This window comes from Collimonas rhizosphaerae, assembly GCF_038896935.1.
GTDB lineage: Bacteria > Pseudomonadota > Gammaproteobacteria > Burkholderiales > Burkholderiaceae_D > Collimonas > Collimonas rhizosphaerae.
This window is the reverse complement of the sequence record NZ_JBANDC010000001.1, coordinates 1-24440: the sequence shown is the minus strand read 5'-3', so window position 1 is coordinate 24440 and position 24440 is coordinate 1. Positions and strand designations below refer to the sequence as shown.

Sequence of the window (24440 nt, the reverse complement as noted above, 5' to 3'; positions counted from 1 at the left end):
CGCCCTTGCCCGGTCGCGCCTGACAAACGCAGCTAAGTGGGGTCAGAGTGAACTTTCTGCGCGCCTTTTGCAGAAACTTCACTCTGACCCCACTTAGCGGGCCACGGAGTAGTTGCCTCATCGTTAACAAAGAACAAAACCGCCTGGTGCGCCCTGTCTTTCTCCGAACCCGTCATGTGAGGTCAGAGTCAAGTTTCGCGATGAAGCGCTGCGAAAGTTGACTCTGACCCCAGATGACTCTTTCTGCGCTATGCCACAGATCTCTGCCTAGCTTGCCAGCCGGGTATGACCCGACAACGCAAAAAAATGCTCTTTCGCGCTATCCAGCGGCGTACCCGGGCCCTCCTCATGAAAGCCGTTGCACCACGCGAAATAGGCCAGTTTCAAGTGCGGCAACAGTGCAGCGCCAGGATTACGCGCCAACTCCACCGCAGCGAGCAGCGCTTTGGCCGGAATGGTTGCCCGGTATGCACCAGCCGGCAATGGTTCAGCAATTTCACTGCGTTCATGCGCAGGCAGCATGCGTTGCGCGAGTTCGGCAGTCTCCCCGATATTGCGCGGCACCAGCATATCGAGCGGAGCGACTGCGATCAGATAGTTGGCGGCGCGCAGCGCTTGCTTTTCGGCCTCGCTTCGCATACCGGATGAGCCTGGCCTGGCATCCCGGACAGCCCCCTCAAGCAACGCACTTAGCGCTGCCGCGCCGGTGACGCTGCCTGCCAGCACACGCGCCAGGTGAAAAGCATCTCCCGTAGCGGCTAATGGCCTGCGCGCCATGATCAGGCTGTGGAGAGCCCCCAGCGCCGCCGCACAATTGCTGCCGAAAAGCAGATTCAACTTGCGCGCGACAAGCTCCAGGTGCAGATGCGGTGCAAGATCCTCGGCGACACCTGCGCTGGACAATTTCTCGAGCCGCACCTGCAACAGAGCGGTCATCTCGCGCACGCTGCCGAGCCGTGCAATGGCGTCGCCCGGGTTGAACAGTGCAGCGATCGTTGCCTCGGCGGCTGTCACGGCAACGATTGCCGCGATCGGGGCAGTCGTTGCCGTGTCTGCTGAGGAACGGTGGCGCGATGAAAAATGTAAGAACATAGCAAACGTCATAAGAAGTTGAGGTTATGGCTCGCAGCTTGACAGTTGCACCCAGCCACGCGTGCTGCCGCAGCGAAACTTGGCACCAGTTTCCGAAGTGATGCAACGCGCAACCCGGCGCTTCACTATCGAGCATGATTTTTCACAACGGCAAACAGAAACCCCAGCCTGAACAGCATGATGCCGTCATCGCGCTACATCCGGAGTAAATGCCGCTTCGGATGCATGGCCCAAACTTCGCGGTTACCGACTGCTCCGCAACCCCAAATCCCCTAACCTGTGCACCGAAACACACGGGCGTGCGACGGAATTTTCGACTGCCGCATGTGCTACTTATTGTCGGATATGCGTCGTCGCCAGAATGACAGAGATGAAACACGCGAAGCAGCAGCTGTTCAACGCCATGGCGGCACACATCACCGCAATTTATTCAATTTCTAGCCAAGGAGGTAAGTGCCGCTTTGAAAAAAAGACAGGAAATCATTCAATCGCGTCGTTAAATGCAGGGCAATGCCTCGCATTCCGGTAATCAATCTAATGGGGAAACATCATGAGCATTTTTTCAAAAATCAAACACGCCTTTGAGAAGGTCGGGCATGACATCGAACATGTAGCCAAGGCCGCCATCCACGACGTCGAAGGCGTCGTCAAAACGATGGAAAAAGACGTTGAGCACATCTTGCAAGATACGATGAAGATGACAGAAGCGCTGATGGAGGGGCATTTCAAGGAAGGCTTGCAGGACTTTCTGAAAGTGACGGATGACGTAGTCAAGACCGGCACCGATCTGGCCACGTCGCAAGCCAAAATGGCAATGAGCATGCTGGGCGATTTGCATATATCCAAAGGACTCGACAAATTCGTCAGCGGCGCTGAAAAAGAACTCAAGACAATTACTGACGATGTCGAGAAAGGCGTTGACTCGACGATCAAGACTCTCGCCGATTCCACAGTCGGCATCGCCACCGGCTCGCTTCAGATGCTGAAAGATCTGGCCCATGGTGATCTGAAGGCGGCAATGGGCGACGTGATGAAAGTAGGCGAAGATGTGGTAACCGTGGCGGCCGACCTGACGCCGGAAGGTTTAGCGGTAGACATGGCGAGCCAGGTGATGGTCGCCGCTCATATTGGCAACGCCAAGATCGACGACCTGGTGGCCGGCGCAATGCACGGTAATGTAGGCGAGATGGTGAAGGGCGCCGAAAAATTCGCCAAAAGCGAAGTGGTTTCCAAGGTTGAAGATTACGCTGAAACAAAACTGGCGTCGAATCCAAAAACTGCAGAAGCGGCTTCGAATGTCTTGCCGTTTCTGTTATTGGCACCCGATGTCAGCCGCAATCATAAAAACGCCGACAACGAACGCTCCTCGCATCAGAAGCACGCATTCGCATAATCGGCAATTGATTTGATGCAGGCAACGCTGCGTCAAGATTGCCTCGAATAAGCCCAAGCATCCTTCCTGCGAAAGCACGAAGGATGTTTTTTTTTGCGGACTGAGCTAACTGGGGTCAGAGTGAACTTTCTGCGCGGTTTTTGCAGAAACTTCACTCTGACCCCACTTAGCGGGCCACGAAGTACATGCCTCATCGTTATAAAGACCAAAACTGCGTTATGCGCTCTTTCTTTCTCCGAATCCGTCATGTGGGGTCAGAGTCAAGTTTCGCGATGAAGCACTGCGAAAGTTGACTCTGACCCCAGATGACTCTTGCCGTGGCTATGTCGTGAATGATGAAACTCTCAATAAGTTAACACCCAGGACACTAGCGGACTGAACTGGTCGAAACGTTCGCCGCGGACGGACCTGACACGGCAATGATCCGCGGCGTCAACAGGAACAGCCGTTGGAAACGCTGGCCCTGGTGGTGCTTGAAACGGAACAGGCCGCCGATCAATGGGATTTTCGACAAACCTGGCACAGCAGTTTCTGCATGGTCATCCTGGTCGACGGAGTAACCGGCAATCAGCAAACTCTCGCCGTTGTTGATCAACGCCTGCGTGTCTATGGTGCTGTTGCTGACAATCGGCAAGGTTCCAACCTGTTGCGTGCTCAGCTGGCCATCCTCGATGTGCACATTAAGATGGATCTGCTCAGTGCTTGAAGTAGGAACGATCATCGGCAATACCCTGAGCGATACGCCGGCCGACACGCTATACAGGTCCGCAGACTGGTAGCCGGACACCGGTACATAGAAGGTTTGCTTGTTGTCCATGATTGCTTCGACGTTGTCCAGCGTCTCGACTTTGGGACTGGCAGTGACGCGCGCCTGATCGCTTTGCTGGAGTGCGCTGACCCGTCCCAGCAAATAACGCCCGGCGCCGCCGATCACCGCCGTCAGGACGCCGCCGGCCGGCGTGGAGAGTATCGGCCCGGTGCTGGTTTGATTCGCCGGGTTGCCGAAACCCTGCGGATTGAGGGAGTCGGGGTTGCCGGTCTGGGCCAGGGCGCCGTTCCCGGTCTGCACATCCATGTGGCCGGAATGCAGCCGCCAATCGACGCCCAGTTCTTTCAGCGCATTGTCGGTGATCTCGATGATGGTCGCATCTATTTCGAGCACGCCGGGGCGCTGGTCCAGCGATTCGATCAGCGCTTGAAAAGCCGGCATGTTTTCGGCCCGGTCGCGCACGAAAATCGCATTGCTGCGAGGATCGGCTTCGATCACCGGTCCGGCTGACGCCGCGGCTGGTTCGGCAGTATTGCCGTCTGTACGGCCAGCCACGGCGCCGACGGGAAGCGGCGGAACATCTGCGGCAGGCTGGCGCGCATTATCCGCCATGGAGAGCCCGGGCAAGGTCGGCAGCGGCGGCCGCGCGCTAGCGGTGGACGGAAGCCCATTGCCGCTGTTGTTGCCGGTGCTGCGCAGGCTCTTCATGCGGTAAGTATCGCGCGGCGCCGGAGCGGCGTCGCCAACTGCTCCCTGACCGCCGCCATTCGCCGCATACAGGCCGCGCAGCAGCGAAGCGACACCGCGCACCGTCACGCCCTGGCCGTCGATTGTGACGGTGCGGTCCGTTGCCCAGGCATAGTTCAGAGGAAAACGCTGCACAACAATTTTATCGCTCGGCGCCGAAGTTTGATCAATCAAACGGGCGACATCGGACACCAGTTCTACGTATCGCGGCGGCCCGGACGCGATCACCAATCCTGTCTCGCCGTCATAGCGAATGGGAAAACGCCGATCCGCTATGCCAAGGCTTCCCAGCACGCGCCGCAGTTCCGCCACATTGCTGTGCTTGAGACTGATGGTTGCGTTACGGGCCTCGTTGGCGCCGGCAATACTGAGCACCGCACCGTCGTAATACCAGATGAAGCCGAATGTATTGGCCATCTTGTCCAGGAACTGCTCTGGAGAACTGTCGAAACGACCCGACACGGAACCGTCTACGTGAGAGGAAATCGAGGTCATGATATTTTCGCTGGCGCCAAAGTCGCGCAAGACATCCTTCAGGTCTTTATGGTCAGCCACATACTGGAATCTCTGGCTTTTCCAGACCAGCGGCTGAGCGCCGGCACTGGCTCCCGCCATGCATAGAATCACCGGCAATACCCAGGATATTTGTTGATACAGCGCGCTGCGCAATCTGCGCAGATACGAAACCGCGCTGTGCGCTAGCCCGCACATCAGAGGAGTGTTTTTCATGAATAGGTATGAGAGAGATGGGCGGCCCGAAAGAACCGCCTCGGGGTTCAGCCGTAGATGGTTTCGGATGGAGACTCGTTGAATTGCCGGCGATAGCCCTTGGCCAGCGCGGACCGGCTGCTGACGCCCCATCGGCTGGCGGTATCGAAGATCGACGCGCCGGCCCAGTCGCCGTCAAGCAGATCATTGCGGACGCCATCCAGCCGCAGACTGCGAATCACGTTGCTGGGCGATACGCCGATCGATCTCTTGAACGCCAGCTGCAAGGCGCGCTCGGTGACGTCGACATGCGCGGCAACCTCGCGCGTGCTCAGATTTGCCCGGTTCAGGTTATCGACGATATAGCGATATGCGCGCCGGTATTTTGCCGGCAGGCGAGCCGAAACATCGTCGCTAGCCGCCGTCCCGCTGTGCGCCCCGCCGTGTGCCCTGTCGAGCGGCCGCACCTCGACCACCTCCAGCCGCAGGCATCGCAACGCCTCGCTTGCATATTTCGAGTAAAACTGGAGCGCCTGGGCTGGATTGCCGCGCCGCACTGCAACTTTCGACGAGGCATACAGATACTCGACATTCCAGCGCCGCGTGCCTGCTTCTCCTTCAGATCGATTGATCTTGACCAGGACACGATCCGCAATGTCGTCGAGTCCACCCGCCAGCGCCGCGAGTATGACGTCGAGCTTGGCAAGGAAACCCTGGCCGGCGCCGCCGAAGCGCTGCGGCTCGTCAATCGCGAAAAAAAGCCGGTCCGCCGCGCTGGCGTCGCCTTGCACCAGGCGATCCAGCAAATTAAGATATTCCCGGCGCTGCACCAGCAACAACGGCATTGGCGACATGACAGCAGTCTCTTCATGCACATGGTGCATGCGCGCAGTGCGTTCGCCGGCTGACTGCATGCTGGCGCTGCGCGCCGAAGTCCAGAACGCATGATCGCCCAGGGTCGCGGCGCCGCGTATCTGCAACTGCACGTCGAACTCTCTTGCCAGCAGCGCTACCAATAAACGCCAGCCAGCCTGACGATGTTCATCGGCCAGTTCTGCGGCACGCAACAGCGCGTCGTCGGCGGCAGTCTGGTGTCCGATCTGATGCTGGACCAGTGCGATCCCCAGCAAACCTTCCAGCACATCGCTGGCAGTGGCAGCCTCGTCGTTGCACATGCGCGTAAAACATTTGGCGCTAGCGCTGTAACGATCGCGCAGCATCAGCTGCCAGCCGGTATTCCGGCAAGACATGATGCGCAGCCGGTCGCCATTGGCCCCGAGCAGTTTTTGCGCGCGACGATATGCCTCTTCGGCATCCTCGTCATGGCCAAGCAGCAGCGACGAATCGCCTAGCGCAATCAAGCGGGAAATATCGTCTGCCGTCAGGTCGCGGCGGCTGCATTCAAGCACGTCGTCGACCTGGCAATAGGCCCGATCGAAAGCGCTGTCGAGCAATGCGGTTGAATAGGCGGGAAGTTGATCTTGCAGGGAAAGCGCCGAAGTCAGCGCAAAATAGACGGTGGAAAACATGAACGTTACTCCAGTGTAGGTTGTCAAAAAAAATCAGACGATCCGTTGCCGGTTGCCGAATGAATGACACCAGCGACAAGTTCATCATAGGCGAAAGCAACTCCGCAAATTTCAACAAACAACATCTGATTCCACAACAATCTTCACTTTTTCAATGCATTTTCCGGCGTCGATTTATCTTGCGGATTAGCGACCATGCCGGCGCTGAGCGCCCGGCCGAAACCCAGGAATTTAATATCGTTCACGACCTGTCCCGCGAACACCGATGCCAGCGCGATTACCATCACCAGGCCTACCGCGCCGCGCAGCGGCTGGCTCAGCGAGTTCGGCTCAAGTTTGTCCGCCGCGCGGGAAATCAAGCCTATGCCTATTTCGATCAATACCAGCACCAGCATGATTGGCGTACCCAGTTTGGCGATGCCGATCCAGACAGAATCCGTGCGTTGAATCAGGAATGCCTCGGCAGTGCTTGAGAGCGATGGCATAAGCTGCTCCACCGGCCACCATTTGAAAGATTCGAACAGAGCCCCAAGCACAAAGATCATGCCGCCGCCAACGTAAAACAAGGTGACCACTAGTTGCATCAGCACGGTCGATACAGGCGTGCTTTGATCGCCGCGCAGCGGGTTGCTCATCTGTACGTTATTGAACCCGGCAAGATCGTCGATCAGCGTGCCAACGCTCTGCGCGATCCAAAACGCCGTGGCAGCGGAATAGCCGAACGCCAGTCCAAGAAAAGCCTCCTTTGCCGTCAGGACCAGCAACGTCGCACTATTCAAATTTTCAAAGGCTTCAGGATTCTGTCCCGCTGTCACAAAATAGGTGAGCAAATAGATGACGCCGTTGCGGGCTATGCCGGGAATCGCCTGATCGCTGGCAGGCGGGAATACCAGAAATACAATCATGATGCGCATGCCGGCGAGCAGCATCATGACGATCAAATTGTGATACGCCGTGTACAAGGACAGCAGCGTATTGCTCAGAACCGTTAATTCATTCATTGTTATCTGCCTTAGGTGGTGCCAAGAGTTTCGTCGTTGCGGCGAACGCGGAAATGACGCAGTTCACCTTAAGGCACGCCGCGCCAGCAGCGTTTCAATGGCTTCCTCGTCAGCGTTTTCCTCGCGGCGGCGGCGCGATTCGTCTTCAATCTGTTTCAGCTTGTGCCGGCACTTGTCGAGCGCGGCATCTATGCGAGCCAGCTTGCTGCGCAACCCCGCGACTTTGCGCTCCTGTTTTTCGAGCGCATCGGCTGCCTGGCGCTCGCGCACTTGCAGGGCCTGGATCTCCCCGCGCAAATGGCTGCGCCAGGCGTCATGGCTTAAATACAGTGCCGCCGACAAGCTTGCGGAGAGCAGCTCTCTCAAGCCATCTTCGTGAATCCGGCGGCGTTCGCTAGCCTGCTCTGTTTCAGCAACCGCTGCGGCATGCGCCTCCTCGGCCGCCAGCATGTCTTGCCGGGCGGCTTCGAGTTCATCCTTTGCGCGCTGCTGGCGGCGCGTCTGCGCGGCAACAATTGCCCGCCATATTTTTGCAGCATCAACGCTCATCGCGCGCCATCAGTTGGAGAACTGCGAAATGATCGCGTGGGTATGCGCTCCCGGCGCCTCTTCGTCCGTGCCCTGGATCAAGAATTGCTCGATTGCGTCGTGATGCGAGATAGCCTCGTCGGCCAGCGGATCGGTCCCCTGCTGATACTCGCCGATCTGCAGCAGCAGCTCGATCTCGTTGAATTTCGCCATCAGCTTGCGCACCCGGCCGGCGCCGCTGCAATGCGCACTGCTCGCTACCAGCGTCATCACCCGGCTCAAGCTGTTGAGAACGTCGATTGCAGGATAGTGATTGCGCGCCGCGATAGCGCGCGACAGGACGATGTGGCCGTCAAGGATGCCGCGTACTTCTTCGCTGACGGGATCGTTCCCTTCTTCGTCCTCGGCAAGCACCGTATAAAACGCCGTGATCGAGCCTACGCTGCCCATGCCGGCGCGTTCCAGCAAGCGTGGCAGCTCGGCAAAAATGGAGGGCGGAAAGCCGCGCCGTGTCGGCGGTTCGCCAGCCGACAAGCCGATTTCACGCTGGGCTCGCGCAAAGCGCGTCAGCGAATCCATCATCAGCAGCACACGCATGCCTTGGTCGCGAAAATACTCGGCAATCGCAGTGCCCACGTAGGCAGCCTTGGCGCGCTCGATCGATGAGCGATCAGAAGTCGCGCAGACCACCACGCTCTTGGCCATGCCTTCCTTGCCAAGAATCAGTTCAATGAACTCGCGCACTTCGCGGCCGCGTTCACCGATCAACACCACCACATTCACGTCGCAGGCTGCACCGCGGGCCAGCATGCCGAGCAGCGTGCTCTTGCCGACGCCGGCCGGAGCGAAGATGCCGACCCGCTGACCTTCTCCAATCGTCATCAAGCCGTCGATGACGCGCACGCCGGTGTCAAGCGGCTCTTCTATCATGCGGCGGGTGAGCGGATCCGGAGCCGCCGCGATGACTGAGCGGAACTCTTTGGTTTCGATTGCTCCCAGCTGGTCCAGCGGCTCACCCAGGCCATCGAGCACGCGGCCCATGAGCGCCGGGCCTACCGGCACGGACAAGGGCCGGCCCTGTCCTACCACCCGGGTTGAACGCGATAAGCCGACTACGCTGCCGAACGGCGCCAGCAGTGCGAATTGGCGGGTGAAGCCGACCACCTCGGCGCGCTGCACCAAGCGTCCGTCAGCTTCGCGCAGCTCGCATAATTCACCTAGCGTAGCGTCCAGGCCGCCCACTTTCAGCAAAGTTCCTATGACTTCGACCACCTTGCCGTGCTGCTTGAGCATGGGCGTCGCATCGAGCGTGGCGTCCAGCGTGTCGAGGAAGCTATCGAATCCGTCCATCATTCCGTGCTTTCATATTCGGCCAGCGCGTCGTCCTGGTCCAGCGGATTGTCTTCGTGGAATTGCTGGAGCTGTGGCTGTGGCTGCGGCTCGGCAACCAGGCCGGTAACCAAACCGGCAACAGCGCGCCGCAGCGCTTCGACATGCAATGAAAGGCTGCCGTCGATCACGCCGTAGTCCCACTCGCAGACGCAGCTTCCCGGCAGCAGGTCGGCGCGTGCCACGACTTGCGGATTGACGCCCCATTGGTTGGCGCTGCAGGCCGCGCCGAAGGCGTCTCGTGCAGCGTCCAGGTCTTCGGGAGCAACCCGTACAGTCAAAAACGATGAGTCGTCCAGGAGCCGGTCGACGGTCCCCGCGACCTGCGCGAACAGCGCCTTGGGATCGGCGGTGCCGAGCACGCGTTCGACGCTACGCGTAACAATCTGCGCGATCCGCTCGCGGGCGGCACAGAGCAACTGACGCTGCGAAGCCGCCTGGCGCAGCATGGCGTCATGCACCTCTGCCAGCCCGCGCCGACGGCCGGCCGCGTAGCCCAGGCGCGCACTATTGTCGAAGCGGCGCTGCGCTGCCGTTTCAAGCGCATCTGCTCGGTTCCGGGCTTCGGCTACGATAGCCTGGGCAGTCGCTTCGGCGTCAGCCAGCAGGCCGGAGTAACGTCGTTCAAGTACGCCATGCGCTTGATCGAGGGCCACCACGCTGGCAAATTCTGCGTTGCGTATCACGTCCACGTCGGGTCCGACGGACGGTTGTTCCGAGCTTAGCCAAATAGCCATTGCATCTCCGGAAAGAACGATCCTAATTTCGCAAAAAAACACGCCGACTCGTCGCCGCCGGAAACTGGGCTGGACGATATCGGCGAATGTCTATCCCGGCTTGATCCTGGAACACCTGCCATGCCGGCGCCGGCAATCTCGTCCAGCGCAAGCGCATAGGCCACCAGCGCAGCCGAAGCCGGGGCCAGACCGGCATCCTCGGACTGGATCAGTTGCCAGCCATCGGCCGCCAGCGACATCGCGGTAAAAGACTCAGGCAGCGGCGCCCCGGAACCGGCAACAACCGCATCCGCCTGCTGCAGGCGTTCCAGCGCATGCTCGCCGACCGCGGCGCGCAGCTGCTCGCACTGGCTGCGGGCCACCACCCGGCGCAGGCTGGCGCGTGACCGGTACAGCGCACGAGCCGACAAGACCTTGCGCAAACCGTCGGCATCCAGCAAAGCAAGCCGGTTGACACTCACGCTTAACTGGTCGATCGACACCGCGCCTGGCAGCCAGGCATGGCGAGCGGCGAGCCATATCTGGACAGCGGCAGGCGTGCAAGCCTGGCGCCAGCGCTGGCAATGAAGTTGCGCCTGGCGCGCCGCCTCCTCGCGCACCCTGGCTTCGTATCTGGCGGCCCAACCATGCAGCTGGGCAAGCGATGCTGGCTCGCTTTCCTTCGGCTCGCCGACGCCGTCGGCGCCACTGACATTGCGAGCGTTCAAGACGGCTTGCTCCGCGAAACCAAGCCACGCAGCCCTGCCGGCGCCAGCTTGCGCAGCAGGCCGTAGCGTCTGGCGGCAAGCACCAGCGCTGCGGCCAGAATTCCCGCAAGCAGCAGTCCGGCCCCGATCAGCCAGCCGTCGCCGGTATTGCGGCGCCCCGATCCCGCGGCCGGCAAGTCGGTGCCTGCAACCATCGTCACGCTGACGTTGTCGTAGGTCAGCCCTTCCACCGCATGCACCACCAGGTTCTTAATGCTCGGCACCAGCGAGGCAACATCCGTTCCAGGCAAGTACTTGACGAACACCGCTGCCGACGACGGCTTGACTTCGTTCGCCAAGGGATCGTTATTCGGCAGGACGATCTGGACACTGGCGTAACTGACGCCGTCGATCCTTGAAAGCACCTCCGACAGCTGCTGCGATACCCCATAGATAAAACGCACCCGCTCTTCGGTAGGGGTGGAGATCAAACCATCCTTCTTGAACATTTCGCCGAGATTTTCATGCTTTTGATGCGGCATCCCGTGCGAGCGCAGCACATTGATGGCCCGCGCAAAATCTTGCTCTTCTGCTTTCACCGACCAGCTTTTGCCGCTTTCATCTTTCTGCTTGGATGCGGAAATGCCGGCGTCGAGCAGCGCCGCCAGCATGTCGTTGGCGTCGGCTTCGGATAATTGCGCAAACAACTGCTCGCTGCAACCGCTGATGAGAACGACGCTAAGCACAGCGACCAGAGCGATGCGGAGCCTGCGGACCAACGATGGAAAGTGTGGCATCTGGCCCTCCTATTGATTCTTGACCAAGGTCTGTATGGCGCCCTTGCTGCCTTGCGCAAGCGTTTGCCCGAGATAAAGCTTGGCCGTCAAGGTGGCAACGTCAAGCTGCACCTTGACCGATTGCGCAACCACCTCTTGCATGCTCATCTTGTCGGCGCCTGCCGCGAAGGCGTCGACCTTGCTGGTCAAGGTTCCCATGGCCTGGTCTTGTTGCGTAATCATTTGCGATACCGCAGAAGGTCCCTGGAAGTGCGTCACGCTTTGCGGCGAAAGACGCGCTTGCTCGAACTTGGCGCGGAATTGTTCGACCAGATCGGTCCGTGGCGCCGGCGCCGCAGAGACTGCCGCGGTTTCCTTGGCCGCACCCGCACCACCCTGCATTGCGGGTGTGCTTGAGATCGGCGGCAGTGGTGGAATTGTCATGCTCATAGTGATCTCCTTAAGCGCGCAGATGCCGGTGTTGCAGCAAAAATTGCAATTGACTCTTCTCGATCTGTGCCACAGGCGGCCGTTTCGCCGTCTTGTCGCCTGCCTGCCCCATCAGGGTAGTCATGAGCTCGATCGAGTCGGCATCCTCCTTGCCCGACATGACTTCATTGGCATAGTGACGCCAGGATTCATCGTTCTGATTGGCCAGGCAGATCGCCAGCAGCGAACTGACGTAAGGGCCGAACGATCCTCGCAAAGGCTGCTGTTCAAGCTCCCGCAACAGACGCACGGCGTCGGAGAAACGCCTCTGACGGATCAATATCCAGGCGTCGTACGCGCGCAATTCGATAAAACCCGGCCGCATCAGGTGCACCGCCGCCAGCAGGCGCTCGGTTGGCTCGATATGGTTGTGCTTGGCGCCGAACATCAATAGTTCGATCAGCCCCGTTAACAGCTCGTTACTGCAATTTCCCATCTTCATATCCGGCTCCTCGAAGAAAAACCCCCGCACGCCGCCTTGAGAACAGCACGCACTACGCGGTAGGTAGTACCGGAAGGTAAATGAACTTCGCGGCCGTTGCCGCTGCAGATACGAACCGGCATCGCAACTAGCGAAACATCGCGCTGCGCTATAACTTCCCGAAGACGGCAATACCCTCCTGCTTCGCCACAACGCGCATCGGTTCGCATTCACGCTCTTGCCGACCTCGCACCGGCTCAATAATCGCTCCACACATTATTTCGGTATACATCCATGTCCGACGAAAAAACCGAAGAACCCAGCGAAAAGAAGCTGACCGACGCCCGGCGCGACGGCGAAACGTCGAAAAGCCAGGATTTGCCGTTTGCCGCAATTCTGTTCAGTGCGGCGATCGGCTTTTCGCTGGGCGGCCCTGTCATGACAGAACAATTGCGTTTGCTGCTGCGCATGGGACTCGACGTTGCGAATGCACAATCGGAAAACTTCAGTTATACCGATGCGCTGGTGACTGCCGGCATGCGCGGCTTGGCTCTTTGCCTGCCCATAGCGCTGCTCGCCGCACTGATTTCGGCTGCCGTCATTGCGGCGCAAGTCGGATTGCAACTCGCTTTCAAGCCGCTGGAACTGAAATTCAATTCAATCAATCCGGCGTCGGGACTGAAGCGGATCTTTTCGATGCGCTCGATGATAGAGCTGGCAAAAACCGTGGTCAAAGCTTGCATTTTGGGCACGGTATTGTGGAAAACCGTGCTGATACTGATGCCATTGCTGATCGGGGTCGTGTACCAGCCGATCCTGGGATTGGACAGCATCGCCTGGGGCGCTTTATGCAAGATGCTCGCCATCTCTGCTGTCGTTTTCCTGGTGATAGGCACGGCCGATTTTGCTATCCAGCGCTGGTTGTTCATCAGGGACCACCGCATGAGCAAAGACGAAGTCAAACGGGAGAACAAGGAAAGCAACGGCAATCCGGAAATCAAGCAAGAGCTGCGCAAACTGTCCAAGGAACTTGCCAACGCGCCGCAGAAATCGCATGTAGGGCAGGCCAATGTGGTGGTGGTCAATCCGACCCACTACGCTGTCGCCCTGCGCTACGCGCCTGAAGAATGCGGCTTGCCGCGCGTCATCGCCAAGGGAACCGATGAAGAAGCGCGCGTCATCCGTGAACTGGCAACCCTGCATGGCGTTCCGATTGTCGGCAACCCGCCATTGGCGCGCGCGCTGTATCTGGTTGCCCTGGAAGAAACGATCCCCGAACCCCTTTTCGACGCGGTAGCAGCAGTGCTGGCCTGGGTTGACGATATGGGCAAAGGCCACACCACAGCTGTCAATCCAGCTTGAAGGAGATTTACATGAAATCGTCGCGCCTCTTCAATATCAGCGGCGAGGTCGGCATCGTAGCGCTGGTGATCTCGGTTATCGCTCTGATGATCCTGCCTTTGCCCACTTTCCTGATCGATATGCTGCTGGGCCTGAATATCACCATCAGCATCGTGCTGCTGATGGTGACGATGTACATTCCCAGCGCCACATCGCTGTCGGCCTTTCCATCCCTGCTGTTGTTTACCACGCTGTTCCGCCTGTCGCTTAACATAGCCTCGACCAAATCGATCTTGCTCAACGCCGAAGCCGGCCATATCATCGAGAGCTTTGGCGAATTGGTGGTCGGCGGCAACCTGGTGGTTGGGCTGGTAGTGTTCCTGATCATCGCAACCGTGCAGTTCATCGTCATCGCAAAAGGCTCGGAACGGGTGGCGGAGGTAGGCGCACGTTTCACCCTGGATGCAATGCCGGGCAAGCAGATGAGTATTGACGCCGACGTCAAGGCGGGCAATCTTTCGGTCGAAGACGCCAGGCAACGGCGTGCGCTGCTGGCCATCGAGAGCCAGCTGCATGGCGGCATGGACGGCGCGATGAAGTTCGTCAAGGGCGATGCGATCGCCGGCCTGGTCATCACCATGGTTAACATCCTGGCAGGCATGGTGATCGGCGTCAGCTATCATGGCATGAGTGCCGGCGAAGCTGCCAACCGCTTTTCCGTGCTGTCCATCGGCGATGCGATGGTTTCGCAAATTCCATCGCTGCTGATCTCGGTCGCGGCCGGCATCCTGATTACGCGCGTGGCTGACGAACACAGCCGCCCTCGCTCGCTGGGCATGGATATCGCATCGCAGCTGTCCACCAACGCGAATGCTTTGTTTAGTGCTTCCGCAATGCTATGCGGTTTCGCGTTGGTGCCAGGCTTCCCGACTACCTTGTTCCTGGTATTGGCGGTCGCGATTTTCGCCGGCGGCTACAACTTGCGACGCAAGCAGCGCCAAACCCAGCCCGATGCCGGGACCGAACTCTCCGCGCTGCTCACCGACGGCGTCAAAGGCAACACGCCCAGCATCGCCCAGCACGCTCCCGCGTTCGCCGTGCCGCTGTCCTTGCGCCTATCGAAGAACCTGACCGGCCGGCTCGACGAGACCGCCTTGAACCAGGCCCTGAACGACATACGGCTGCGGCTGGTAGAAGAACTTGGCCTGCCTTTTCCGCGCACTGCCGTTTGGACCGCCGACAATTTGTCCGGCCTGTCGTACCAGATCCTGCTGCAGGAGGTGCCGTTGCCGCCGGTAGAAATGCCGGAGTCAGTCAGTCAACGCGAAAAGGTGCTGGCAGACGATGTGTGCGATTCGGTGCGGCGTGCAGCGCATCTTTTCATCGGGCTGCAAGAGACACAGTGGATACTGGATCGCGTCGGCGCCGAGTATCCGGGCCTGGTGGCAGAGGTGCAGAAAGTCTCGACCGTGCCGAAGATTGCGGAAGTATTCAGGCGTCTTCTCGAAGAGCGCGTACCGATCCGTAATATCCGGGCAATCCTGGAAAGCCTGGTGGCATGGGGCGCCAAGGAAAAGGACGTTCTGATGCTGACCGAATACGTACGTGGCGACCTGGGTCGCTTCATCGCGCACCGGGCGACGTCAGGCACTGGAAAAATGCAGGCGATCGTGCTCGACGCCGACGTCGAGCAGACGATCCGCCAGGCTATCAAGCCCACCCCGGCAGGCAATTTCCTGACGCTTGAACCGCAACAAATCGACGCCCTGCTGGAGTCTGTCCAAAGCGCCGTCGGCAGCGAACCTGCGGCCGGCGTCGCGGTTGTTACGGCAATGGATATCCGGCGTTACTTCCGGCGCATGATCGAGCAAGGCTTTCCGGCGCTGCAGGTGTATTCATTCCAGGAACTGGGAGCGGATGTCGAGCTGCAGCCGGTCGGCGTGGTTAATCTGTAGCCATGGATAACCGCTTCCGGCAGGCGCGCGAATTGCGGGTCCTGCGACTTTCCGCAGCGCATTCCGAGACGACCCCTAGCCGGCCCGCACGGCAGCGGACGGCGCGTTTCAACACACTTCTCGGCGCCGCCCGGCAATCGCTGACTGACAGTGCCTACGCTGGCTCCGAAAACCGATCGACGGATGAAGATGCGGAGCAGCGGGACGATGCTCCGCCAGTCATGGCGGACGAAGACAGCCAGGCCGCTGCGGCGGCAGCCGTTGATGGCAACGACGCCGAGCGGGATGCGCTCGCCGCCCTGCGCGCGCGCATGATCCGGCAATGCTCGCAGGCGGCGGAGGCTGACCTGGTAGTCGAGCACCTGGCTGAGCGCATCGCAAATTTCTGCTCGTCGCCGGCGGTTCAAGGAGGCGGGATCTGGGAAGTAACCATCGTGCTTAATCCTGCCATCCTGCCTGAGACCAGCCTGCAGCTGAAACTTTCGCCATTCCGGCTGTCGCTTCGCTTCGATTGCAGTGATATACGGGCAAATGCCCTAATCTGCTTGAACACGGACGCATTGCAACAGCGCCTGCGTTCCCGGCTCGGCGCCAGCCTCGAGATTGACATCGAGGTGGCCTAGAGCCTTCAGAAAAGAGACGGATTCCTATGCATAAGCGAGTTACGGAACAAGTTACAGAGCAAGTCGAGGCAACACCCATCGGCAACCGCTTGCGCTCCTATCCGGCAGCGCTGGCCAGCCTGTCCCGAAGCTTGTTCGATGCGCGCAGCACGATGCGCATGGCAGCCCGCACCGCCGGCATCGAACTGCGTGCGCTGCCGGCGGCGTCGGTCAGCTTCAAACGCGCTGCTACGCTGCGCCTGGATTCTTCCTGCGGCGTCCTGACCGCACTGGTCGATCTGGCCAGCCATCCGGCGCTTGAAATGATCGCGCTCGACAGCGACCGCCAAAGACGTATCGCACTGGCCAATCTATGGCTGGCGCCGCTGCTTGAAAAATTGGCGGCGAACGGCTATCCGCAGCCAACCGTTGCGGAACTGACGCTGGCTGGCGCATCGACGCTGGCGCAGGGGTTGGCGTTTGAATTCCGGCACGCATCGGCAGACACCTTCCCTGCTGTTGCTGATGTTGCCGTCATTGTCGATCTGCCGCTGCCTCTGGCGACACTGCTCGAGCAGCAATCGCTGACTGTCTTCAACACCACGCAAGCATTACCCGCACTTTCCCTGCCCACCCATCTGCGGCTGCGCAGCCGCAATTGCAGCCAGGCCTTGCTCGCTTCTTTGCGCTGTGGCGACATCCTGCTCGGCTGGCAGCCGCGCGGAAACTATGTGCGCGGCGCGCCTATCGACAACGTGGCGCTGCGCTGGGGCGTCAGCAACGGCTGGTGCGCCAATGCGCTCGCAAGCGTCGCGGCACACACCATTACCCTGGAGAACAAACCTATGACGACCACCTACAATCTGGACAACGATCAGCCTGCGGACCTGGAAGCGGCAGAAGCGGCGGCGCAGATCGATGTCGGACAGCTTGAGATTCCGGTCCATCTTGAGATTGTCACGCTCAATTTGCCCATAGCGCAAATCGCCGCGCTCGAACCCGGCTGTATCCTGGAACTTCCAGTGCCGATAGACGACGCCCAGATCCGGCTGGTTTCGCACGGCCAGGTTCTTGCGTTTGGCGAACTGGTGGCAGTCGGCGGCCAGCTCGGCCTGCAAATCCACCGCATGGCAGAGCGCAATGAGCGGAACTCCTGATATCGCGTCGCTGCTGATCGCAGCGCTCGCCCTTAGCATCTTGCCTTTCGCCGCGATGGTCGTCACGTCGTATACGAAAATCGTCGTCGTGCTCGGTTTGCTGCGTAACGCACTCGGCCTGCAGCAAGTGCCGCCGACCTCGGTGCTGAACGGCGTCGCCATCATCATTTCATGCTTCGTGATGGCGCCGGTAGGCATGGAAGCTGTCAAGCACGCGCAGCTATCGAGCGAGCAAACCGCCGGATCGCAAATCATGCCATTGTTCGACGCGGCACGCGAACCGTTCCGCGCCTTTCTACGCAAGCATACGTCCGAACGCGAGAAAGCATTTTTCATGCGCTCGGCGCGCCAGATCTGGCCGCCGGAACGGGCCGCGGAGCTGAAGCCGGACGACCTGATCGTGCTGGCGCCGGCGTTCGCGTTGAGTGAGCTGACTGCGGCTTTCAAGATCGGTTTCCTGCTCTACCTGTGTTTCATCGTGATCGACCTGGTGATCGCCAACGTGCTGATGGCATTGGGACTATCCCAGGTCAATCCGAGCAACGTCGCGATTCCATTCAAGCTGCTGCTGTTCATATCGCTGGACGGCTGGTCTACCTTGGTCCACGGACTCATATCCACTTATCGGTGAAGCCATGGAATACGACGCAATCACCCACCTGACGACGCAGGCATTGACGCTGGCCCTGCTGGTGTCCCTGCCGGTTGTCGGCGTTGCTGCAATCACCGGCCTGGTGATTGCTTTCCTGCAGGCGATTACCTCGCTGCAGGATTCCAGCATCTCGCAGGGCATTAAAATGATAGTCGTGACGGTCGTGGTGGTTATCGCCGCCCCTTGGGCTGCCGCAGCAATCCAGAACTATGCGCGTTCCGTGTTCCAGGTGATATTCCCATGAACATCTCGCGCATCAACGGCTGGAACAGTCCGCACCAGGCGGATGATGAGGAACAGCCGATCCAGCAGCCGCTCCAGCTGCCAGTTCCCGGTCACCATCGCCACCGGGCAGCCGCCCTGCGCGCCAGGCGGCAGACGGCGCGGCGCGGCGCCGGCGGAGACCCGGAACAGGTCGAAGCAGGCGCCCTGAGCGATGATCTGCTGATGATGCTGGAAGAGCACACCTCGTCGCAACGCACAGAATTCAATACAATAAATCTTCGCCAATCCAGCGACGATGGCCGGCCATCCGACCGCGATCGGCGCGAAGGCCGCCGCGATGCCGCAGGCAATGCCGGGCGCATGCAATTTCATGCCGCGGGCTCGGCGCGCACCATCAACATCATGCGGGCCGCCAAGCGTCCAATCCGAGACGAGGCGCTGTTACTCGGCACATGGCCATTGGCGCACGACACCAATTTGCGGCTGCGCGGCCGCGCGGCTGCCGAAACGGCATTGCTCGGAGCACGCGACAGCTTGACTTCCGGTAAGGAGCAATCAGGCACGACGTACAAGATCCTGGCGATCATGCGCGAATTTTTGCAAATGCCGGTTGCTGACCGCACGCAGACAACAACTTTACATACGGTACGCGACAGCCTGGTGGCACTTATCGAACCTGGCAAGCAAGCTGTACCGGCAGTCAACAGAGGTGGCAATGCGGGTGGCGATGCGCCTTCCGCCGCCCTGCTGTTCCGGTCCGGCCCCGTACCCCGGCGAACACGCACTGCCGCTGAGGAAACCATGAACCTGCTGCTGCCGTTGCTGCTGCTGAACCTGTCCCGCAAGCGTACGGATGTGGAATGCGCGATCGGTGTGGCGATGCTTTCAGCACTGATTCTGCGCGGCCGCGGATGGTAGCCAAGTTCGTTCGCAAGCGAATAAATTCGGGCCTTGGCTGCCAGCCTGCAGGACACGAAGATAGACTTATATCAAAGCAGTACAGCACAAAGCAGTACAACAAAGTGAACAACGACAGCAGCCTGATTGATCCTGATTCAACAGCAGAACAAGGGAGTTAGTCCATGAAAAAACAGATTCGCGTATTGACTGGCCATCACTCCGGAGCAGTGATCAATCTGGCCAATGGCGACACCACGATCGGCTGCGACGCCAGGTCTGAAATTCAAATCTCTGACTGGAACGCGCCGGCCATGTTGCTTACCCTGGATGAGCAAGGCAGCGTCGCGATAGGTGCTTCAAATGACAGCGAGCCGCAGGTCCGGCTGGAAGATTTCGAGCCTCGCAGCTTCAGCGATATTGTGCTGTGCGCAGGGCCGGCAGACGCAACATGGCCGTCCGACATCAGCTTGCTGCGCATGGTCTGTTCTCCGCAAGCCGCTCAGCTAGCCGCATTGGACAATTTACCGGACCAGGCATCGGCATCTCTGCATCCGGTCAAACCTGTCCCCATCTGGGCGCGCCACGCAACCATCAGCTGGCTGGTTCTTACCTCCTCGCTGCTGGCGGCCGTGACCGCCACCGCGATGATCGTGCCCGGCACGAATCCACTGCGCAGCGGCGTTCTGCCGCAACCGCAGGCGTCGCTGGAAAGACTGAAACTGGCTGTGGCGCACCTGAATCAAGACGATCTGACAATTACCGAGCAAGACGGCGTGGTCAACGTCAGCGGCATCGTAAAACGAGAAGATGCCGCGGCCAAGATCTATCAAGCGGCGCACGCCTTCGCGGCAGGACATTTGAAGTGGAACGTCAGGGCGGCGGATGAAGTGGTGCGCGATCTCAAGGAATCATTGCGTGCCCCCGACGTGAATGTGCAATACAGGGGCGACGGCGTCTTTGCCGTCACAGGAACCGTACTGCACCCCGAGGCCATCCAAAAAGTCGTAGAGCAATTCCGCGCCGACCTGGGGCCGCTGGTCAAAAAGGTCGATGTCAATGTCATGCGTGCCGACGAGATCGCTACCGCTAAGGATATCGGTTCCGCGCTGGCAGTCGACGGCCTGCAATATTTCGCGTCGAGCGACGGTACGAAAAGTTTCGTTTCGCCGCAACACGCTTCGCTCCGTTTCCAATGAGGTGATTGCAATGTACGAATATATGACAGAACCGCTGATCAATACTTTAAATGCGCTACCTAAGTTAGCCGGCGATCCAGCCCATTCCGCCGAGTTGAAGGCGGTCGCACAGGCGCTGGAACAGATGGCGGTCAGCGCCGCCGAGGCCAACCGGGCGAGCGCAGATCCGAGCGACCGCCTGACCGGCAGCGTGATAGTGGATGGATTGAGAGCCGCAGCCGAATTATGCCGCTCTGCAGTAGAACAAGCTGCGTAATGTTTATCAGTTTTCAATGCCGTGCGGTCGCTTTTCACGGCATCGACTCAGTTTTGTGTGGTGCCCATACGGGAATTGCACATTTTAACCGGGCTCCTCACGGAGTCCATCTAGCCCGCTTCGAAATCGAAGCATGTTTTTCATCAAGGAGAATCAAAATGGCAGGAGCAATTACCGGTCTGGATACAGGTGCACAAATCGCTGAAATCGAAGCGGCAGCGGCAGCAGAAAACGCCATCAACTTGGCTAACACTCTGGCCAAGGTCCACACGATGGGTCTGAAGGCAGCCAAAGATATCGTCGGCTAATCGTTGTAAATCGACCGGCCGGCGCCTTGCAAGGCGTCGACCAGTCTCTTTTTTTAATCTTTACCACTTTCATCAGGGAGAATCAAAATGGCAGGAGCAATTACCGGTCTGGATACAGGTGCACAAATCGCTGAAATCGAAGCGGCAGCGGCAGCAGAAAACGCCATCAACTTGGCTAACACTCTGGCCAAGGTCCACACGATGGGTCTGAAGGCAGCCAAAGATATCGTCGGCTAATCGTTGTAAATCGACCGGCCGGCGCCTTGCAAGGCGTCGACCAGTCTCTTTTTTTAATCTTTACCACTTTCATCAGGGAGAATCAAAATGGCAGGAGCAATTACCGGTCTGGATACAGGTGCACAAATCGCTGAAATCGAAGCGGCAGCGGCAGCAGAAAACGCCATCAACTTGGCTAACACCCTGGCCAAGGTCCACACGATGGGTCTGAAGGCAGCCAAAGATATCGTCGGCTAATCAACGTAGCAGGCGGCCGACGCCTTTCAAGGTGTCGACCGGCTGCTTTTTCAATCAATATCACTTCTGCCAAGGAGCATCAAAGTGAAAAAATCAGCACTTCCAGGCGTGCATGCAGGTGCACAAATCGCTGAAATCAAAGCGGCAGCGGATGCGGAAAACGCCATCAACCTGGCCAACACCCTGGCCAAGGTCAACACGATGGGTTTGAAGGCCGCCAAAGATGTCGTCGGCTAATCTACAGGTACGACCGGGCGACACTCTTCGGCGTGTCGGCCAAGATTTTTTTCAGAATACAGCGCTTTAACTTTGGAGATATCAACATGTCTGCGATCACCGGTCTGAATACAGATAAACAAATAGATATCATCGAAGCTGCCGCTGCGGCGGAGAATGCCATCGACTTGGCCAATACCCTGGCCAAAGTCCATACGATGGGTTTTAAGGCCGCCAAAGATATCGTTGGCTAACGGCCAAGTGCCGACTTGCCGCTGCTGTTCCGGATACCGGCCAACTTCTTTCGACGACGTGCCATTTGTTCTTTTGTCGAGCCCTCAATCTCCAATCCCTCCTCGTGTAAATTTATGAGCATAGAACGCCGTGACGAATTGATTCGCGAACTGTGCGCGATTCGGCAAATTGCCGACGTGGACGGTGCGGTGAATTCAGGCTTGCTCGAAATTGACAGTTTCGAAGTGGCAATCGATTATTTCGATGACGACCCGAAAGCCATCTACGCCAATTTCCAGCTCGGCATCGTCACGGCCGGCCGTACGCTGCGTATCTTCAGATTGCTGCTGGAAGCCAACCTTGCCGTTTATGCGCAAGACCAGGCGCAACTTGGGCTGGAGGTAGATACCGGCGGCATCGTGCTGATCAGCCGCATTGCCCTGGACGATGAAATCGATGGAAAATGGCTGGTCGACCTCATCGACCACTATCTTGAGCATGGCCGTTACTGGCGCGACAATATGTTCCTGGCGCGGGACGACATGTTCGAAAATATCGCATCCGGTGAATACGTCTGGATTCGGGCCTGACGGTTCCACATCCCGTCACCTCCCGCCATCCTCATCTCCGTTTATTCCCCGCTATCACCCGTCATTACTCCTTGTAATTTCAAGCGAGCCGGTCATCGTGATAGCGAATGCATCCTTTGCCTCCATCCTGAAAAATATTGTCATCCCGTTGTCATCTGTTTCGTTATTTTCCAGGTAATTTCGCAGTCCACTTTTCAACGGCAGGCATCTAGCCGCGAGAATGTAATGTCATCACATCATGGAGTAAATAAAATGGAAATCACCAGAAACGCCCCCGCAACATCCCAACATATCGATACCGAAGCTGCCGCGGAACAGCAAGGCGATAGCGCTGCACGCCGCAGCGGCAGTCGATCGCCAACCCGGGAATCGCTGCCCGGACTGGAATCGCTTTCCGGCAGCGGGAAGAAAGTAGCGAGCAGCAATGTTTTCAGCAGCAAAGGAAGCAGCTCATTAGCCGCTCTGTCCATTGAACAAGCTCCCCGCAAGAGCGGCGGCCATAAAAGCGAAGCTAGCAATGCCGCTCTTGCAGCGCATCTGAAGAACGCATTTACCAACGCATCGCAGCTCGATGCCAAGATGGATGAAATGGTAGTCAAGGGCAAATTCACAGTCAAAGAGGCAGATACAGTCAAAGTGAAAGATACGCTCGACTTGGTGAAATACGTTAAAGGCCAGGTCCAGACGTGGTTGAAAAAGCCGGGGACCGAAGCCGCGCTCAATACCCAGGCAACCCAGTCTTTCACCCATAAAATCGGCAAAGAAGATTTATTTCCCGGATGTATCCTGGTACGCAAGGAAAGCATTCCGGAATCGAAGGCGCATGCGTTTTCCCTGGGATTGCAAATGGCGCCCAACCTGAATGGCATCGAGGACAACAAAGGCGACGATAATTGTTTTCACATCATGATGTGGGCGCACGATAAGCAAAATCCGGTCAAGACAGAGCTGGATGGAAAAGGCGAGGCAGAACAACTGGAAGCGCGCGGCGGACTCGGCACCTCGAACACCATGCGGGTGCAGGCGTCCTCGATACAGGACGGCCAATACTGGGTCTACAAACCCACCGATAAAAATGTCGGCGACTGGGCGGCTCAGGCGGGTCAAATGTGGCAGGACGTCCCCTACAGCAAAACCATCCTGGGTACGTCGATGAAACCGGGCGACAAATTTACAAAATTTACCGACGCAGCCAAAAAGGATATCCTGCAGGTGGCGTCGGACCCATTCACCCATACTCCGCCGCAGGCGCAACCGTCGGATGGCACTCATTTCTTGTCCATGACCCCGAAAGAACGTACTCCGGGAGAGATCTGCTCAAGCGTTGCCGTACGCTTGTATCAAGCGGCGCACGCCCAGATTGCCCTGGCCAAGCAAGTGGAAAAAAATCAGGAATTGCCGACCGACGACGAAGCAGAGGCGATGCTGGAAAAAATCATTTCCGAATTCACGGGATTGATGGCGACCAACGCAGAAGGCGTTTCCCCCAAGAGCGTCGAGCATTTCTGCAAAGTCGGAAAAACGGCGGAAGGCGAACCGCAATTTAATTTCCTTGGCGTATTGACAGTAGACGCAAAGGACGTCTTGTACCCTGAGGCCAGGTACGACTCTAACAACAACAGAATTCCTCCAGCGTCGCACTAATTTATTGCAGCCATCGCGATCCGATCCGACAGCCGACCGGTTTTTCCGGCGGCGTTGTCAGAGCGGATCGCCGGTTCGATACCTTGGTTTTATCCTGCCATGCATTTTGTTCCCCGCTTAAAATCTGCTCATGTAGCATTTCAATGCACCTGACAAACGCAGCTAACTGGGGTCAGAGTGAACTTTCTGCGCGCTTTTTGCAGAAACTTCACTCTGGCCCCAGTTAGCGGGCCACGGAGTACCTATCTCATCGTTAAAGAGAACAAAACCACCTGGTGCGCCCTGTCTTTCTCCGAATCCGTCATGTATGATTTCAACGCGCCTGACAAACACAGCTAACTGGGGTCGGAGTGAGGTGTCCCGGTTTTGGTGGACAGGTTAATTAAGCACTTTTGAACTGTGCCTCGACTTCGGTAGGTGTGCGG

At 58.4% G+C, this 24440-nt stretch carries 28 protein-coding genes; 17 read left to right on the top strand and 11 right to left on the bottom strand.

Going from position 1 to position 24440, the window contains the following annotated elements; translation table 11 throughout:
• Positions 1-267 precede the first annotated feature (267 nt).
• Positions 268-1104, bottom strand: coding sequence for a hypothetical protein (locus V8G57_RS00140; RefSeq protein ID WP_342827696.1), 837 nt, complete (start codon positions 1102-1104; stop codon positions 268-270).
• Between the two features lie 538 nt (positions 1105-1642).
• Between V8G57_RS00140 and V8G57_RS00135 the strand changes: the two genes are divergently transcribed.
• Complete coding sequence (locus V8G57_RS00135; RefSeq protein ID WP_092399168.1) at positions 1643-2485, top strand: hypothetical protein; 843 nt, start codon at positions 1643-1645, stop codon at positions 2483-2485.
• Positions 2486-2852: 367 nt separating this feature from the next.
• On the opposite strand, the gene sctC is transcribed toward V8G57_RS00135, so the two are convergent.
• From sctC to V8G57_RS00085, 10 genes are all read right to left on the bottom strand, one after another.
• The gene (gene sctC / locus V8G57_RS00130) at positions 2853-4730 is read right to left on the bottom strand and encodes a type III secretion system outer membrane ring subunit SctC (protein ID WP_342827695.1); all 1878 of its coding nucleotides are present in this window, start codon (positions 4728-4730) and stop codon (positions 2853-2855) included.
• A gap of 47 nt (positions 4731-4777) precedes the next feature.
• Positions 4778-6238 carry a helix-turn-helix transcriptional regulator gene (locus V8G57_RS00125; protein ID WP_342827694.1) on the bottom strand — a complete coding sequence of 487 codons (1461 nt, stop codon included), beginning with the start codon at positions 6236-6238 and terminating at the stop codon, positions 4778-4780.
• Between the two features lie 143 nt (positions 6239-6381).
• Positions 6382-7239 (bottom strand): type III secretion system export apparatus subunit SctT, encoded by an 858-nt coding sequence (gene sctT / locus V8G57_RS00120; protein WP_342827693.1) that lies wholly within the window; start codon positions 7237-7239, stop codon positions 6382-6384.
• 63 nt (positions 7240-7302) lie between these two features.
• Positions 7303-7788 (bottom strand): hypothetical protein, encoded by a 486-nt coding sequence (locus tag V8G57_RS00115; protein ID WP_342827692.1) that lies wholly within the window; start codon positions 7786-7788, stop codon positions 7303-7305.
• Positions 7789-7797: 9 nt separating this feature from the next.
• Positions 7798-9120, bottom strand: coding sequence for a type III secretion system ATPase SctN (gene sctN, locus V8G57_RS00110; RefSeq protein ID WP_092399176.1), 1323 nt, complete (start codon positions 9118-9120; stop codon positions 7798-7800).
• Positions 9117-9893 carry a type III secretion system stator protein SctL gene (sctL, locus tag V8G57_RS00105; RefSeq protein ID WP_092399178.1) on the bottom strand — a complete coding sequence of 259 codons (777 nt, stop codon included), beginning with the start codon at positions 9891-9893 and terminating at the stop codon, positions 9117-9119. The genes sctN and sctL overlap by 4 nt, the downstream gene beginning before the upstream one ends.
• Positions 9878-10600, bottom strand: a complete 723-nt coding sequence (locus tag V8G57_RS00100; protein ID WP_342827691.1) for a type III secretion protein HrpB4 — start codon at positions 10598-10600, stop codon at positions 9878-9880. Before V8G57_RS00100 ends, sctL begins: the two co-directional genes overlap by 16 nt.
• Entirely contained in the window at positions 10597-11376 is a 780-nt protein-coding gene (gene sctJ / locus V8G57_RS00095; RefSeq protein WP_342827690.1) for a type III secretion system inner membrane ring lipoprotein SctJ, read from the bottom strand. The genes V8G57_RS00100 and sctJ overlap by 4 nt, the downstream gene beginning before the upstream one ends.
• Before the next feature lie 9 nt (positions 11377-11385).
• The gene (locus V8G57_RS00090) at positions 11386-11799 is read right to left on the bottom strand and encodes a hypothetical protein (protein ID WP_342827689.1); all 414 of its coding nucleotides are present in this window, start codon (positions 11797-11799) and stop codon (positions 11386-11388) included.
• 16 nt (positions 11800-11815) lie between these two features.
• Positions 11816-12280, bottom strand: a complete 465-nt coding sequence (locus V8G57_RS00085) for an HrpB1 family type III secretion system apparatus protein (protein ID WP_175501061.1) — start codon at positions 12278-12280, stop codon at positions 11816-11818.
• Between the two features lie 279 nt (positions 12281-12559).
• On the opposite strand from V8G57_RS00085, the gene sctU reads away from it, so the two are divergent.
• The 16 genes from sctU (at position 12560) to V8G57_RS00005 (ending at position 24015) form a co-directional block, all read left to right on the top strand.
• Positions 12560-13627, top strand: a complete 1068-nt coding sequence (sctU, locus tag V8G57_RS00080; RefSeq protein ID WP_342827688.1) for a type III secretion system export apparatus subunit SctU — start codon at positions 12560-12562, stop codon at positions 13625-13627.
• An 11-nt stretch (positions 13628-13638) separates the two neighbouring features.
• On the top strand, positions 13639-15561 hold the full coding sequence (locus V8G57_RS00075; protein WP_342827686.1) for an FHIPEP family type III secretion protein: 1923 nt from the start codon (positions 13639-13641) through the stop codon (positions 15559-15561).
• Positions 15562-15563: 2 nt separating this feature from the next.
• On the top strand, positions 15564-16184 hold the full coding sequence (sctP, locus tag V8G57_RS00070) for a type III secretion system protein SctP (protein WP_342827685.1): 621 nt from the start codon (positions 15564-15566) through the stop codon (positions 16182-16184).
• A gap of 26 nt (positions 16185-16210) precedes the next feature.
• Positions 16211-17320, top strand: coding sequence for a type III secretion system cytoplasmic ring protein SctQ (gene sctQ / locus V8G57_RS00065; protein WP_342827683.1), 1110 nt, complete (start codon positions 16211-16213; stop codon positions 17318-17320).
• Positions 17304-17951: a type III secretion system export apparatus subunit SctR gene (sctR, locus tag V8G57_RS00060; RefSeq protein WP_092351181.1), complete on the top strand. Its 648-nt coding sequence runs from the start codon at positions 17304-17306 to the stop codon at positions 17949-17951. The genes sctQ and sctR overlap by 17 nt, the downstream gene beginning before the upstream one ends.
• 4 nt (positions 17952-17955) lie before the next feature.
• Positions 17956-18216, top strand: a complete 261-nt coding sequence (sctS, locus tag V8G57_RS00055) for a type III secretion system export apparatus subunit SctS (protein WP_092351180.1) — start codon at positions 17956-17958, stop codon at positions 18214-18216.
• Positions 18213-19115: a hypothetical protein gene (locus V8G57_RS00050; RefSeq protein ID WP_342827682.1), complete on the top strand. Its 903-nt coding sequence runs from the start codon at positions 18213-18215 to the stop codon at positions 19113-19115. The genes sctS and V8G57_RS00050 overlap by 4 nt, the downstream gene beginning before the upstream one ends.
• Before the next feature lie 164 nt (positions 19116-19279).
• A complete protein-coding gene (gene hrpD5 / locus V8G57_RS00045; RefSeq protein WP_342827680.1) occupies positions 19280-20293 on the top strand; it encodes an HrpD5 family protein in 1014 nt (337 codons plus the stop codon).
• 10 nt (positions 20294-20303) lie between these two features.
• Positions 20304-20549: a hypothetical protein gene (locus tag V8G57_RS00040; protein ID WP_342827679.1), complete on the top strand. Its 246-nt coding sequence runs from the start codon at positions 20304-20306 to the stop codon at positions 20547-20549.
• 158 nt (positions 20550-20707) lie between these two features.
• On the top strand, positions 20708-20857 hold the full coding sequence (locus tag V8G57_RS00035) for a hypothetical protein (RefSeq protein ID WP_167351437.1): 150 nt from the start codon (positions 20708-20710) through the stop codon (positions 20855-20857).
• Between the two features lie 87 nt (positions 20858-20944).
• Positions 20945-21094: a hypothetical protein gene (locus V8G57_RS00030; RefSeq protein ID WP_167351437.1), complete on the top strand. Its 150-nt coding sequence runs from the start codon at positions 20945-20947 to the stop codon at positions 21092-21094.
• Between the two features lie 87 nt (positions 21095-21181).
• Entirely contained in the window at positions 21182-21331 is a 150-nt protein-coding gene (locus V8G57_RS00025; RefSeq protein WP_167351437.1) for a hypothetical protein, read from the top strand.
• A gap of 84 nt (positions 21332-21415) precedes the next feature.
• A complete protein-coding gene (locus V8G57_RS00020; protein WP_342827678.1) occupies positions 21416-21568 on the top strand; it encodes a hypothetical protein in 153 nt (50 codons plus the stop codon).
• 86 nt (positions 21569-21654) lie between these two features.
• Positions 21655-21801: a hypothetical protein gene (locus V8G57_RS00015; RefSeq protein WP_175501024.1), complete on the top strand. Its 147-nt coding sequence runs from the start codon at positions 21655-21657 to the stop codon at positions 21799-21801.
• Between the two features lie 114 nt (positions 21802-21915).
• Positions 21916-22371 carry a CesT family type III secretion system chaperone gene (locus tag V8G57_RS00010; protein WP_092398330.1) on the top strand — a complete coding sequence of 152 codons (456 nt, stop codon included), beginning with the start codon at positions 21916-21918 and terminating at the stop codon, positions 22369-22371.
• A 252-nt stretch (positions 22372-22623) separates the two neighbouring features.
• Positions 22624-24015, top strand: a complete 1392-nt coding sequence (locus V8G57_RS00005) for a hypothetical protein (protein WP_342827674.1) — start codon at positions 22624-22626, stop codon at positions 24013-24015.
• The last annotated feature ends 425 nt before the right edge of the window (positions 24016-24440 follow it).